The 13,360-nt window shown below is 68.4% G+C and carries 15 protein-coding genes; 5 read left to right on the forward strand and 10 right to left on the reverse strand.

Features of this window, described 5'->3' with window-relative positions; genetic code table 11:
• Positions 1-1,090 precede the first annotated feature (1,090 nt).
• From ACIBG5_RS28365 to ACIBG5_RS28380, 4 genes are all read right to left on the reverse strand, one after another.
• Complete coding sequence (locus tag ACIBG5_RS28365) at positions 1,091-1,444, reverse strand: DUF3817 domain-containing protein (protein ID WP_360438077.1); 354 nt, start codon at positions 1,442-1,444, stop codon at positions 1,091-1,093.
• Positions 1,441-2,304: an SURF1 family protein gene (locus ACIBG5_RS28370; RefSeq protein ID WP_396394491.1), complete on the reverse strand. Its 864-nt coding sequence runs from the start codon at positions 2,302-2,304 to the stop codon at positions 1,441-1,443. Before ACIBG5_RS28370 ends, ACIBG5_RS28365 begins: the two co-directional genes overlap by 4 nt.
• A gap of 7 nt (positions 2,305-2,311) precedes the next feature.
• On the reverse strand, positions 2,312-3,262 hold the full coding sequence (locus ACIBG5_RS28375) for a D-alanine--D-alanine ligase (protein WP_393385914.1): 951 nt from the start codon (positions 3,260-3,262) through the stop codon (positions 2,312-2,314).
• 134 nt (positions 3,263-3,396) lie between these two features.
• Complete coding sequence (locus ACIBG5_RS28380; protein ID WP_396394492.1) at positions 3,397-4,707, reverse strand: PLP-dependent aminotransferase family protein; 1,311 nt, start codon at positions 4,705-4,707, stop codon at positions 3,397-3,399.
• A 198-nt stretch (positions 4,708-4,905) separates the two neighbouring features.
• Here ACIBG5_RS28380 and ACIBG5_RS28385 point away from each other — a divergent pair, with 198 nt between their 5' ends.
• From ACIBG5_RS28385 to ACIBG5_RS28400, 4 genes are all read left to right on the forward strand, one after another.
• The gene (locus tag ACIBG5_RS28385) at positions 4,906-5,094 is read left to right on the forward strand and encodes a hypothetical protein (RefSeq protein ID WP_396394493.1); all 189 of its coding nucleotides are present in this window, start codon (positions 4,906-4,908) and stop codon (positions 5,092-5,094) included.
• Between the two features lie 85 nt (positions 5,095-5,179).
• Entirely contained in the window at positions 5,180-5,836 is a 657-nt protein-coding gene (locus ACIBG5_RS28390; protein WP_396394494.1) for a GNAT family N-acetyltransferase, read from the forward strand.
• A 12-nt stretch (positions 5,837-5,848) separates the two neighbouring features.
• Positions 5,849-6,241 (forward strand): DUF2784 domain-containing protein, encoded by a 393-nt coding sequence (locus ACIBG5_RS28395; RefSeq protein ID WP_396394495.1) that lies wholly within the window; start codon positions 5,849-5,851, stop codon positions 6,239-6,241.
• A 30-nt stretch (positions 6,242-6,271) separates the two neighbouring features.
• Positions 6,272-6,925, forward strand: coding sequence for a permease prefix domain 1-containing protein (locus ACIBG5_RS28400; RefSeq protein WP_396394496.1), 654 nt, complete (start codon positions 6,272-6,274; stop codon positions 6,923-6,925).
• Here the strand turns inward: ACIBG5_RS28400 and ACIBG5_RS28405 are convergent.
• The gene (locus ACIBG5_RS28405; protein WP_396394497.1) at positions 6,905-7,231 is read right to left on the reverse strand and encodes a PadR family transcriptional regulator; all 327 of its coding nucleotides are present in this window, start codon (positions 7,229-7,231) and stop codon (positions 6,905-6,907) included. The genes ACIBG5_RS28400 and ACIBG5_RS28405 overlap by 21 nt on opposite strands.
• A gap of 83 nt (positions 7,232-7,314) precedes the next feature.
• Between ACIBG5_RS28405 and ACIBG5_RS28410 the strand changes: the two genes are divergently transcribed.
• Positions 7,315-9,465 (forward strand): MMPL family transporter, encoded by a 2,151-nt coding sequence (locus ACIBG5_RS28410; RefSeq protein ID WP_396394498.1) that lies wholly within the window; start codon positions 7,315-7,317, stop codon positions 9,463-9,465.
• A gap of 46 nt (positions 9,466-9,511) precedes the next feature.
• Here the strand turns inward: ACIBG5_RS28410 and ACIBG5_RS28415 are convergent, their stop codons facing one another.
• The 5 genes from ACIBG5_RS28415 to ACIBG5_RS28435 all read right to left on the reverse strand — a co-directional run bounded on the left by ACIBG5_RS28415 (position 9,512) and on the right by ACIBG5_RS28435 (position 13,354).
• Entirely contained in the window at positions 9,512-9,862 is a 351-nt protein-coding gene (locus tag ACIBG5_RS28415) for a VOC family protein (RefSeq protein ID WP_396394499.1), read from the reverse strand.
• Positions 9,863-9,953: 91 nt separating this feature from the next.
• Entirely contained in the window at positions 9,954-11,090 is a 1,137-nt protein-coding gene (locus tag ACIBG5_RS28420; RefSeq protein WP_396394500.1) for an N-acetylmuramoyl-L-alanine amidase, read from the reverse strand.
• Positions 11,091-11,134: 44 nt separating this feature from the next.
• Positions 11,135-11,464: a thioredoxin gene (trxA, locus tag ACIBG5_RS28425; RefSeq protein WP_396394501.1), complete on the reverse strand. Its 330-nt coding sequence runs from the start codon at positions 11,462-11,464 to the stop codon at positions 11,135-11,137.
• Between the two features lie 29 nt (positions 11,465-11,493).
• Positions 11,494-12,480 carry a thioredoxin-disulfide reductase gene (gene trxB / locus ACIBG5_RS28430; RefSeq protein ID WP_396394503.1) on the reverse strand — a complete coding sequence of 329 codons (987 nt, stop codon included), beginning with the start codon at positions 12,478-12,480 and terminating at the stop codon, positions 11,494-11,496.
• Between the two features lie 109 nt (positions 12,481-12,589).
• Positions 12,590-13,354, reverse strand: coding sequence for an anti-sigma factor family protein (locus ACIBG5_RS28435; protein ID WP_396394504.1), 765 nt, complete (start codon positions 13,352-13,354; stop codon positions 12,590-12,592).
• Positions 13,355-13,360: the final 6 nt, after the last annotated feature.

Raw genomic sequence — 13,360 nt, forward strand, 5'->3', positions numbered from 1 at the left:
CGGTACGAGCGGACGCCGGCGGATCCCGGGTCGGGGGACGAGGGCAGCTGCCGAGAGCACCGATGCCCTGGGGTCGGCGAGATCGTCCGAGCTCGCTGGCCCCATTCCACCCGTACCCGCTGGCCGAACTGGCCGCGGTTTCGGACGGCTGCCTTCAGGTGAACCTGAGCCAGGGAGGTAGTCGCCCGAAGCCGGCCGACGGGTCGACCGCGAAGACGGCGACGCCGTGAGCGAGGCGCCCCGCCCAAACCGGTCTGAGCTCTCCCTACCCGCTTGTCGGTACGGTCGGAGGCCCGGGGGATGGCGGACTGGGCAGTTGCCAAGGGGTATCCGCACCGGGGTGGGAGGAGTACTCGCTCGGCGGGATCTGCGCTACGAAGCCCCCGGATGTTTCACATGAAACATGAGACCCGCGGTGGGTTGTAGACCTGGCCGCGGCTGTTCGTCTGACCGTCTCGGGGTGTACCGAACGGCGGCGTAGGAGTCGGTCGCGGTTGGCCCAGGGCGGAGTCCCGAGGAGGCTGGGTCACCCGGTTGCGTGGGTTCGGCGGGGTACGCGTGCGGCGGAACCGCTGGATTGCTCTGTGGGCGTGATTCTTAGCGTTCTGATGGCCGCAGCTCGCAGTTGGACGGTGGTGTCTCTCCTGCACGGGCTTGCTGCGCGAGGGTGCTGAGGATCGCGCTGGGGGAGGAATTCTGGGGTTCTGGTCGGCTGCGGCTCTGTCGGACGATCGGTGGGATTTGTCGACAAAGATACTTGGGGACTTGCGGCGAATGTTTCATGTGAAACATTCGCGGGCTTGGTGGCGTAAAGAGGTCGGTGGCCAGGCAAGGGAGAGGCTCCAGAGGATCGCCTCATCGCCGCAGGAGGTAGTCAGCTGAAGGACTCGCCGGCAGGTGACCTCACCAGCCTCCGAGACCTCGTCGCTCCCCAACGCAGATACAACTGCCACCAGTTCCAGCGCGGGAGCCAGGAATCTGACCACGAGAGCGAGGCGGTTGTCCGGGCGTGCGTGGTGGATCTGGTTGCGCTAGGCGCGGGTCGGCTGGGTGAGCTCGTGGAGGGGTGTGACGAGAGGCAACTGGGCGGTTAGCGGCCCAGGAGTTCGTGGGTGGTTTTGCGCTCGGCGTAGAAGGAGAGGAAGGGGATGGTGCCGGCGAGGGCCATCAGGATCAGGCGGGGGAGGGACCAGCGGACTCGGCGGAAGAGGTCGAAGGTGCCGAGTAGGTAGATGACGTACAGGAAGCCGTGGAGTGGGCCGACGACGTCCATTGCGCTCGGGTCGTCGGCGAGGTACTTCAGCGGCATCGCGACGAACAGCAGCACCAGCAGCATGACACCGACGATGTAGGCGATCACGCGATACCGGGTGAGTGCACCGCGGACGGCCGGCGTGAGTGGCTGCGGGGTGGCGGAGGTGGCGGGGTCGGCTGGTGAGGTCACGCTGAAACGGTACCGCTCGACTCCACAGCCGCACCGCCCCGGTCACCTTCTCCACCAGGCTCACCACCGGACCCACCATCGGACCCACCATCGGTCCCGTCACCGGAGCCGTCAGACTCCGAGTCGGTCCGGTGTGCGTCCATGACGATTCGCCACCACATCCACAGGGTGAAGGCCGCGAAGATCCACCACTGGAAGGCGTACGCGACGTTCCGGAGCCCGGCGTGGTCGGTCGGTGGTGGAGGCGGTGGTACGACGGCCGGTGCGGGGGAAGGTACGTCGCCGGACTCGACGGACGCCTGGATGACGAAAGCGTCGTACAACCGGTAGTCGACCATGTGAACGATCGTCGGGATGCGCAGCGACGACAGCACCCGCCCCTTGGCGGCGTCGCCGGACGAGTCCTCAGCCTCCGACGCCGTCACCGTTCCCGTCAGCTTGACCGGCCCGGAGGGCGCCGCCGCGGCCGGATCGTTGACCGAGGCAACCCAGCCGCGGATGACCATCACGGCACCCGAATCGTCAACCATCAAAGGGCTCGCGACCCAGAACCCGTCCCGATCACCCTGCCGCCGATCCGCGATGAACACCTGGTCCGCACCCGCCGCCCAAGTACCGCTCACGGTCACGCGCCGGCCGACAGCCTTCGCCGGCAGACCCTCGTCGATGGAGAACAGCGACTGCAACGCGACCGGCGCACCCTCGGCCCGCTTGGCCGTGGCCGCGTCCGTCTTCGACCGGTACACGTCCAACTGCCACACACCCAGCACGGACATCACCGCAGCAATAGCCAATGCCAGAAGCAACAATCCGGACCACCGCGGCGTCAGTACTGTCCGCCACAGCGGCCGTCCATCCATCAGGACCTCAACAACGAGCCGCGGCCGCAGCCAGCAGGTCGCGGCACAGCACACCCAGCTCGACGCCCGCAGCCTCGGCCGCCAGCGGCACCAACGACGTCTCCGTCATCCCCGGAGCGACATTGACCTCCAGGAACCACGGCACGCCCGAAGCGTCCACCACGAGGTCCGACCGCGACAGATCCCGCAAGCCCAACGCCTCATGCGCCGTGACCGCAGCCGAAGCACACGCGGCCGCGACACCATCGCCCAGCTGAGCCGGTACGACGAACTGCGTGGCGCCGGCGGTGTAGCGGGCTTCGTAGTCGTAGAACCCGGAGTCCGGCCGGATCTCCACCGCGGGCAGGGCGCGTGGCCCATCGCCCGTGTCGACCACGGTCACCGCGATCTCGGTCCCGTCGATATACTGCTCGATCAGCGCGACCGGCCCATAGGCATAGCAGTTCACCATCGCCGACGGCAGCTCCTCGGCCGACCGCACGATGGACGCACCGAGCGCCGAACCGCCTCGGGCCGGCTTCACCACCAGCGGCAGCCCGATCTGGTGGATCACCGCCTCCATCAGCGCGGCGGCGCCCAGCTCGCGGAACGTCTCGTGCCCAAGCACCACCGACGAGGGCGTTTGCAGTCCGGCGGCGCCGACCATGGTGGATGCCACCGGCTTGTCGAAGGCCGTCCGGCACGCTGCCGCGTCGGCGCCGACGTACGGAACGCCGTACAGGTCGAGGACCTGGCGGAGCGCGCCGTCCTCGCCTGTGACGCCGTGCAGGACGGGGAACACCGCGTCCGGCGGATCGTCGCGGAGCCGCTCGACCAGGCTCGCATCGACGTCGCGCTGCTCGACCTCGACGCCGACGCTGCGCAGGGCGTCGGCGACCCGTCGGCCGGACCGGAGCGAGACGTCCCGCTCGTGTGACAGTCCGCCTGCCAGTACCAGCACTCGACCCAGATCACTCATCACAAATATCCCGATCACTCGTGGGCGACTCCGGCACGGTCGCCGGTCCCGAGGCCCACTGGAACGGTACCGCTACCGCATCAAGGACCCCCGGCCGCCCGCAGATCCATTGCGCAACCTTTGCGCACTGGAGGTCAGGTCAACTCCGGACCCGGGGCGTCGTACCCGTGCCCGGCGCCTGGTGGTAGCGGGCCGAAGGTCTGCCGGAGTTCGAGCTCCTCGTGGATCACCGCGGCCAGCCGGCCGACGCCTTCGGTGATCCGCTCCGGCGTCGGATGACAGTACGACAGCCGCATGCACTGTGACCCGAATCCGTCAGCGAAGAAGGCGGTTCCGGGGACGTAGGCCACCCGCGCGGTGACCGCGCGCGGCAGCATCGCCTTCGCATCCAGCCCGTCCGGCAGAGTCAGCCAGACATAGAACCCGCCGCCCGGCCTGGTCCAGGTCGTTGCCGCAGGCATCTTTTCGGTCAGCGCCGCCAGCATTGCGTCGCGGCGCTCCCGGTACATCTCCCGGAACTGCTTGACCTGCCCGAGCCAGTCGTGCCGGGTCAGGTACGACGAGATCGCGAGCTGACTGAAGACCGGTGGACACAGGGTCGCGGATTCCTGTGCCAGCACGAGTTTCTCGCGTACGGCGTGCGGCGCGACCGCCCAGCCGACCCGGAAGCCCGGCGCGAACGTCTTCGAGAACGAACCGAGGTAGATCACGCCCTCGCGGTCGTCGGCGCGCAGCGCCCGCTGCGGCTCGCCGTCGAAGCCGAGCAACCCGTACGGGTTGTCCTCCAGCACCAGCAAGTCAGCGCGCTGACAGATCTCCAGCACCCGCGCCCGCCGCTCGTTGGACAGCGAGACACCGGCCGGATTGTGGAAGTTGGGGATCGTGTAGAAGAACTTGATCCGCTTGCCGGCCGCACGCACCGCCGTGATCGCCTGCTCCAGCGCCTCCGGCACGACGCCGTCGTCGTCCATCGCGACGTGAACGACCTCGCACTGGTACGCACGGAAGACACCGAGGGCACCGACGTACGACGGCGCCTCGCAGATCACCACATCACCCGGGTCACAGAACACGCGCGTGACCAGGTCGACGGCCTGCTGGCTCCCTACGGTCACGACGACGTCGTCCGGGTGGGCGTCGATCCCCTCGAGCCGCATCATGTCGCAGATCTGGTCCCGCAGGACCGGATCGCCCTGGCCAGAGCCGTACTGCATAGCCACCGCGCCGTTGTCAGTCACCAGGTCGCGGACCGCGCCGCCGACCACGTCGAGGGGGAGTCCGGCGATGTTCGGCATGCCGCCGGCCAGCGAGACCACCTCGGGCCTGCTGGCGACCGAGAACAGTGCCCGGATCTCGGATGCGGTCATGCCCTTGGTCCGTGCTGCGTACCGGTCGACGTAGTTGTCGAGACGGGTCTGCCGGACATCAGGCACGTCAGCACTCACAGAGCCACTCCACGGTGATCGAGGGGGAAGTCACCAGATTACGCCGGACCATCCCGAGCGCGCCTGGGCTGTGGAACGGCGTGACCTCTCACTACCATGCCTTATAGGGGCAGGTTCCGACCATGCCGCGGACTGGCTGCTGAGACAGTCTGCGGTGCGGGGCGGCCTGAGAGGTGGAGCGGAAGGCAGGAATCTGGGATGAGCGTGGGCAAGACTGCCGGGTGGACGCTCGGTGGACTGGTACTGGGTGTGCTGGCCGGTTTCGCCGGCGAGCTCTTCCGGCGGCAACCAGCCGCCAAGGTGCAGCAACGGTACGTCGCCCCGGAGGCGACCGAGACCCCGGACGTGCGGGCCGCGGCTCCCACTCCGGCTCCGGCGGCCCGGTGAACCGCAGGGTGAGACCCAAAGTGATGAAGCTAACAGGCAGTACGTCGCCCCACCGGACACCGGGCACCGCGGACCGGACGCGCTGATGGCCCGACGGCTGGAACCGCTGACGCTCGCCAATCTCGGCGAGCTGCCGGTGCCATGCCGTGACTGTGTGTTCTGGGAGCTCGACCCGGTCGCCGCCAAGCAGGCTGACCACAACGGCGACACCGGCCTCGAGAAAGAGGCATGGCTGTCGCAGTTGCTGCTCGACTGGGGCACCGCGGGCGTCGTCCTGTACGTCGACGACGAGCCGGCCGGATTCGCGGTGTACGCCCCGGCGACGTACCTACCGAGGATCCAGGCGTTCCCGACCGCGCCGGTGAGCCCGGACGCCGTCGTACTCGCGACCGGGCGGATCCTGCCGCGCTACCTCGGCCTCGGACTGGGCAAGATCCTGATCCAGGCGGTGGCGAAGGACGTGCTCAAGCGCGGGTTCCGTGCCGTCGAGGCGTTCGGCGACTCCCGCTGGGACGGGCCGGGATGCGTCTGGCCGACCGAGTTCCTCCGTGCGGTGGGGTTCGGCGTCGTCCGCGAGCACCCGCGGAACCCCAGGCTGCGGCTGGATCTGCGCTCAGCGGTGACGTGGCGAAGCGAGATGGAGGCCGCGGTGGAGCGGCTGATGGGCGCGATCCGGCCCGAGCACTCACCACCCAAGCCGGCGACGGTCCGGGACGCCCTCACCCGTACGCCGGGCCCCTGAGGCGGGATCGCGATGATCTGGCGCTTCCTCGCGGACGTGATGTTCGTGCTGCACGCCGCCTTCCTGCTCTTCTTCGTCCTCGGCGGATTCCTGGCCTGGAAGTGGCCCAAGGTGATCTGGGCGCACCTGGCCATCGTGGTGTGGAGCGTGGCGATCGTGGTCATCGACTACGACTGCCCGTTCACCGGGGCGGAGAAGTTCTTCCTGCGCAAGGGCGGCGAGACGCCGTACGAGGCGGGGTACATCAATCACTACCTCAATGGCACGCTGTGGCCGGAAGGGCAGACACCCGTCGCGGAGAAGGTCGGATTCGCCCTGGTGATCATCTCCTACGTCGGGTTCTTCGTCCTGCGGCACTGGCGGAAGACCAAGCTCAGGGGAGAGTCAGTGGGACCCCGGACGTGATCGGGCCCCGGCATCCCCATACTGGAAGACGTGTCCAGCACCAGTACGCCGGTTGACGCGTACCTGACCGCACTCGGCAAGGCGCTGCCCGGCCCGCGCCGGCGGAAGGCCGACCTGCTCGCCGAGGCACGGGACCACCTGGTCGACGCGGCCGAGGCCTTCGAGGCCGACGGTCTCGACCGGGACGAGGCCGAGCGCGAGGCGGTGGCCGACTTCGGGGAGTTGTCCGACGTCGTCCCCGGCTACCGCGCCGATCTCGCGGTCAGCCAGAGCCGGCGGACTGCGATGCTGCTGTTCCTGGCGCTGATCATCCAGCCGATCGTCTGGCAGGAGGGCGTGTGGAGCTGGAACCAGGACCCGGCAACGCCGAACCCGGTGAACGAGTTCCTGCAGTCGCTCGTCCGGACCGTCGGCATGTTCGCGATCGCCGGTGCGGTGCTGGCCGTCATCGCGGCGGGCATCGGCCTGCGCCACGCACTTGTCCGCCAGCACGTCACTCGCGTGACTGCAGTCTTCGCTCTGGTCAACGCCGTCGTGATCAGCCTGATCGGTGTCGCGATGTCGGCGACCGGCGGTCGCACGCCCGACCTTCCCGCGTTCGGTGTCGTCGGGACGTTCGTCGTTCTGCCGCTGGCGTTCGTCGGTCTTCAGGCCGGCCGTTGCCTACGCCTGGCCCGGGCGTAGAACGCCTTCGACCACAGCCCGGAAGGTCAGCCACTCCTGCTTGCCTGAGGCAAGCATCTTCTCGCCGGCCGAGGTGAGCTGGTACGTCCGCCGCTTCCGGCCGCCGACCGTGCTCCACTCGCTGGCCAGGTAGCCGGCCCGCTCCAGCCGCCGCAGCGCGGGGTACAGCGTGCCGGTGGGCAGGTCGAGCTCGCCGCCGCTGCGCTCCAGCAGGGCCTCCATGATCGCGTAGCCGTGCAGCGGTTCGGACTCGACGACCGCCAGGATCATCGGATCGAGGTGCCCACGCAGCGCATCCGCCTTCATGTAGCCAGTCTACTCATATGCCTGCTAGTGTCGAGAGGCAACATGTAGCCAATCTACTTATCAGGATGTGAGGAGGCCCGGCGATGACCGTGGACACCCCAGTACGACGCCCGCCCCGGAAGGTCAGTGGACGGCCCGGATTGCTGCACCGGGTGTCCGGGTGGTCGATGCGGCACGCCGGACTTGCCCTGCTGCTCTGGGTGGTCGCCCTCGTCGCGGTCACCGCCGCGTCGACGGTGGTCGGCGACAGCTATAGGAACGACAACTCGCTTCCTGGGACCGACTCCCAGCGAGTGACCGACATCTTCCGCGAGCACCAGCCGCAGGGTGAGACCGCCTCGGTGCAGATCGTCATGCACGCCGACGGCGGGCTCCGGCCGGAAAAGCCGCGAGTCCTCTCGATGCTGGCGGCCGTCGGCGGCCTCCCGCACGTGGCGTCGGTGGCCGACCCGTTCACTGCTCCCGGATCACTGTCACCAGACGGTCGTACGGCGTACTCGACGGTGAGTCTGGATGTCGCCGTGGCGGACATGCCGATCGAGGACGTCCGCACGATCATCGAGAAGGCTCAGCAGTTCCGGGTCCCCGGTCTGACCGTCGAGGTTGGCGGCGACCTGGCGCGGTCGGCGGCGGAGAGCGCGGGTGGTGCGTCCGAAGGCGCCGGCATCCTGGCCGCGCTGGTGATCCTGGTGCTCCTGTTCGGATCGTTGCTTGCGGCAACTCTGCCGTTGCTGACGGCCCTGTTCGCGGTCGGCAGCACGCTGGGACTGCTGGTGCTGGCGTCACACTTGTTCACCGTGCCCGACTACACCGCACCGGTGATGATCCTGGTCGGGCTCGGTGTCGGCATCGACTACGCGTTGCTGATCTTCTCCCGCTACCGCCACGAGTTGCTGAAGGACGGGATCGATCGCGCGACCGCGTCGATGGTTGCCCTGGACACCGCGGGTCGGTCGGTGATGTTCGCCGGCTGCACTGTCGTGATCGCACTGCTCGGGCTGCTCGCCTTGGGGCTTGGTTCGCTGCAAGGCGTCGCGCTCGGTGTCACCCTTACCGTGCTGATGACGATGCTCGCCGCAGTGAGTCTGTTGCCTGCTCTGCTGACGCTGTTCGGGAAGCGCATCGAGCGGAGTGTCCGCAAGCATGCCGCGAAGAAGCGCCGTACGCCGGGAGACGGGTGGCGGAAGCTGGCAGCCGCAGTGCAGCGTGGACCGTGGGTGCCGCTGGTGCTCGGGACTATCGCCCTGGTCGCGTTGTCATTGCCGGCGCTGGACATGCGGCTCGGCTTCGCGGATGCCGGGACGGACGATCCGGCCAAGACCAGTCGGAAGGCGTACGACCTGCTGGCTCAGGGATTCGGGCCGGGATTCAACGGTCCGCTGGTAGTCGTGTCCGAAGGCGACCAGGCAGCAACTCAGGCGCTCGGCCGTACGCTCACCGCCGATCCGAACATCGCCGCGGTCACGCCACCGCAGTTGACGCCCGACGGCAAGGTCGCGACCGTACTGGCGTTCCCGAAGTCGGCACCGCAGGACGCGGCGACCAGTGACCTGGTCGAGCGGCTGCGGAACGACACCCTGCCGGCGCTCGAGTCGCAGACCGGGGCGACGTACCTCGTAGGTGGTGCGACCGCTGCGGCCGACGACTTCGCGTCCGCGGTCAGCAATCGGCTGCCGATCTTCGTGCTCGTCGTGGTCGGACTGTCCGCGCTGCTGCTGATGGCGGTGTTCCGGTCCGTGCTGATCCCGCTGAAGGCAGCTGTGCTGAACCTGCTCAGCATCGGCGCCTCGCTCGGCGTCATCACGCTGGTCTTCCAGCAGGGCTGGTTCGGTGCACAGCCGGGTCCGATCGAGGCGTTCGTGCCAGTGATGATCTTCGCGATCGTGTTCGGGCTGTCGATGGACTACGAGGTGTTCCTGGTGTCCCGGATCCACGAGGAGTGGCGGCGTACCAAGGATGCGAAGGAGGCGGTCCGCGAAGGGCTGGCCAACACCGGCAGCGTGATCACGGCGGCGGCCGCCATCATGATCGTGGTGTTCGGCGCGTTCCTGCTCAGCCCGGACCGGATGCTGAAGCAGTTCGGGCTCGGGCTCGCCACCGCGGTGCTGTTGGACGCGGTGCTGATCCGATGCGTCCTTGTCCCGGCCATCCTGCGGCTGTTCGGCGATCGCGCGTGGTGGCTGCCACGCGGACTCGACCGAGTGCTCCCGAGGATCGCCCTCGAGAAGGACTGAACCGGTTGGAGGCGGGCCGCCCCCTGCGCGGCCCGCCCCGGGGTGATCATTCGCTGGCGGCCACTCCGATCTTGTGGCCCTGGGCGTCTGCGAACACGGCGAAGCTCGTGCCGGGCACCTGCTGCATCGGCTGGACGACACTGCCGCCCAGCTTCTCGGCACGTGCGAGCGTGTCCGCCACGTCCTCGACGGCCACGAAGAACAGCACCTCGTCCTCGGCGCCCTGCCGCGGACTGATCGCGACGTACGGACCGTCCGGTGTGCCGGTGTCGATGAACGTGTAGCCCGGGAACCCGCCCTCGGACGCGATCTTCCATCCGAACAGGTCCGCAAAGAACTGACGTGTCGCGTCCGGGTCCGCCGATCGGATCTCGGTGTGGACGACTGGATGTGCCATGAGCCCCTCCCAACTGAATGACGTCCCACCCGGCGTGATCGCCGGGCGAGTAGCGCTCATTCAGATGACGAACGACCCATCCCGGAATCGACTAGACCGTCAACTGGCCGAAACGGAGCATGCCGGTGGCAGCGTCCTGCTCCGGCGGGAGGTACACACGCTGGATGGCGACCACGATGGCCTCGGCGATCACGTCGCGGAAGGCCGGGTCGGCCAGGCGAGCGGAGTCGTGCGGGTTGGTCACGTAGCCGATCTCGAGGCGGACCGCGGGCATCTTGGTGCGCCGCAGCAGATCCCAGGTCTTGGCATGGGTGCGGCAGTTCAGCAGGTCGGTACGGGCGACGATCTCGCGCTGCACCAGCCCGGCGAACTGCTCACCGACGCTCGACGAGGCGCCGTGCAGATCGTTGCCGTAGTAGTACGTCGCCACACCCTGGGCCTCCGGGTTCATCGACCCGTCGGTGTGCAGCGACACGCACAGGTTGGCGTCCGTCTCGTTCGCGAACGCGGCCCGGGCCAACTCGTCCGGACCCTGGTCCCGTCCCCGGGACAGATACGCCCGTACGCCGGTCGCGCCCAGGCGACCCTCGATCCGGGAGGCCAGGTCGTACGCGACGTCGGACTCGCGCAGGCCGTAGCCCTCCCAGCCGTAGTCGAAACCGCCGTGACCGGCGTCGATCACCACGGTCTTGCCGGACAGCCGCGGGCCGGCCGCGCGAACGGCCTCGGACGCGCGCAACGCATCCGGCCGGCCACCCGTCGCCATCGGCTTGATCCGCTGCAAGGCCTTGAACGTGGACGGGCCACAGGTGCCGTCACCCGGCAGGCCCATATTGCGCTGGAAGTCGGTCACCGCACGCTGGGTGTCCGGTCCGAAGATCCCGTCGATCCGGGCGACCGCGAAGCCGAGCTCCTGCAGTTTCGCCTGCAGAGCCAGTACGTCGTCACCGGTCAGCGGGTGCGAGACGACGTACGTCAGCAGCCGGTCGCCCAGCCGCCAGCGCGCGTCGTCGATCGCCCGGTACGTCTGCGGGCCGACAACCCCGTCGATCATCAGGCCCCGTTGCTGCTGGAAGCCCCGAACGGCGTGGGCGGTCGCTTCGTCGTAGACGTCGTGACCGCCCGTGAGCAGTCCTAACCGGTGGAGCTTGCCGATGATCTCGGCGACCGCCTCACCGCTGTCGCCGATCCGGTACACGCCCTGGGGGCCAGACGGTGACACTGTCATCAGAAACTGCTCCTTGCCGTGGCGGACGGGGTCCTACCGAGCTTTCAGGACGTGAAGTCGGCCAGCTCCCTCAGCAGCGCCGCCTTCGGCTTGGCGCCGACGATGGACTTGGCCAGCTCACCGTTCACGTAGACGTTGATGGTAGGGATACCCGTAACACGGTAGTTGCTCGGGGTGACCGGGTTCTCGTCGACGTTCATCTTCAGGAAGGTGAGCTTGTCGCTGTGGTCCTGCGCCAGCTCCTCCAGGATCGGGGAGACCTGGCGGCACGGGCCGCACCACTCGGCCCAGAAGTCCACCAGCACCGGCTTGTCACTCTTCAGCACGGTCTGGTCGAACTCGGCGTCGGTGACGGCGTTCATCTTCTCGCCCACGGGCGTAACTCCTTCAGTGGTTGTGAGGTTCAGACGGAGACAGGCTCGGTGGCCGCGGCACCCGCGGCCGTCGCCTCGTGCTCCAAGGTGGCCAGGAAGCGCTCGGCGTCCAGGGCGGCGGCACAGCCCGTGCCGGCGGCGGTGATCGCCTGCCGGTAGGTGTGGTCGACCAGGTCACCGGCGGCGAAGACGCCCGGCAGGTTGGTCTCGGTGCTGCCTTCCCGGACCAGGACGTAGCCGTCCTCGTTCAGGTGCACCTGACCCTTCACCAGCTCCGAACGCGGGTCGTGCCCGATCGCGATGAACAGGCCGGTCACCGGCAGCTCCCGGGTCTCACCGGTCACGGTGTCCCGCAGGGTCACGCCGGTCAGCTTGTCGTCGCCATGGATCGCGGCGATCTCGGAGTTCCAGGCGAAGTCGATCTTGTCGTTCGCGAACGCCCGGTCGGCCATGATCTTCGACGCGCGCAGCTCGCCGCGGCGGTGCACCAGCGTGACCTTCTTGCCGAAGCGGGTCAGGAAGGTGGCCTCCTCGACCGCGGAGTCGCCACCGCCGACGACGGCGATCTCGTGCTCACGGAAGAAGAACCCGTCACAGGTCGCACACCAGGACACGCCGTGGCCGGACATCCGGTCCTCGTCCGGCAGGCCCAGCTTGCGGTAGCCGGAGCCCATGGCCAGGATCACGGTCTTGGCCCGGTGCTCGGTGCCCGCGGAGTCGGTGACCACCTTGATCTCGCCGGTCAGGTCGACCGAGACGATGTCGTCCGCCACCAGCTCAGCGCCGAAGCGCTCGGCCTGCTGGCGCATCTCATCCATCAGCGCGGGACCCATGATGCCCTGCGAGAAGCCGGGGTAGTTCTCGACGTCGGTGGTGGTCATCAGTGCGCCACCGGCCGTGACAGAGCCCTCGAACACGAGCGGTTCCAGGCGGGCGCGTGCGGCGTACACGGCGGCCGTGTAACCGGCCGGACCGGAGCCGACGATGATGACGTTGCGAACTCCTGAGTCGCTCATGCAGGCGTTTCCTCGTTGTCGTCGAGACTGGTACGTCGTACTCAACGGATCCTAGAGGCCGACCATTCCCACGGTACCCATCGCCGGGCCGTGGTGCCGCATCGCCGTCTCAGCGGTTGCGCAGCGTCACCGTGGTGTCATAGATGGGGTCAGCGGCGCCCCCGGAATCGCTACATCCGGTCACCACGAAGACCTGGATGTCCTGGGGCGACCCGCCCTGCAGACCGATCACCGTGGCGCGCTTGTCGTCGACCTTGGCGGGCTGCACCAGCCGGAGCTGCGGGTTGGGGCGGCCGGCCGCGAAGTTCTTCGCGCAGGCGAGCTCGTCCGGCGAGCCGTTCAGCAGCGTGCCGCCGGAGTTCTCCATCCAACGCTGTGCGTCCGGGCCGACATCCGAGGTGGAGATCGTCGGCGCACCGGTCGGCAGCGCGGTCGTCGGGGTCGTATCGGCCGTGTTCCCGGGCGCGTTGTCCTTGGTGGCGAAGACCACGCCGACACCGATCGCCGCGACGACCACGACGGCCGCCGCGGCACCCAGCAGCTTAGGGAGATGCCGACGGGGCTCCTCGCGGATCTGCGCGAGGGAGTGCACGCCGATCGTCGACGAGCGCAGCATCGACTCCGAGACGATCACGGCGTCGAGGTGCTCGGCGACGTCAGCCGGCATCGGGATGTCCGTCCGGCCCTCGTCGGCCAGGTCCGCGGACAGTTGCAGCAGCGCGTCGAAGGTCTGCTGGCAGTCCGGACAGGCCTTCACATGTTCACGAGCCCGGTGGGCCTCGGGTGCGGGTAGCAGGTTCTCGATCAGGTCGGCGATGGTGTCCGGGTCCAGGTGCTCGAGGTGCTCACTGGTCGGAAGACCGGAATCGGTCATCGGGAA

Origin of the sequence: Kribbella sp. NPDC050241, from assembly GCF_044459685.1 — a bacterium.
Taxonomy (GTDB): domain Bacteria; phylum Actinomycetota; class Actinomycetes; order Propionibacteriales; family Kribbellaceae; genus Kribbella.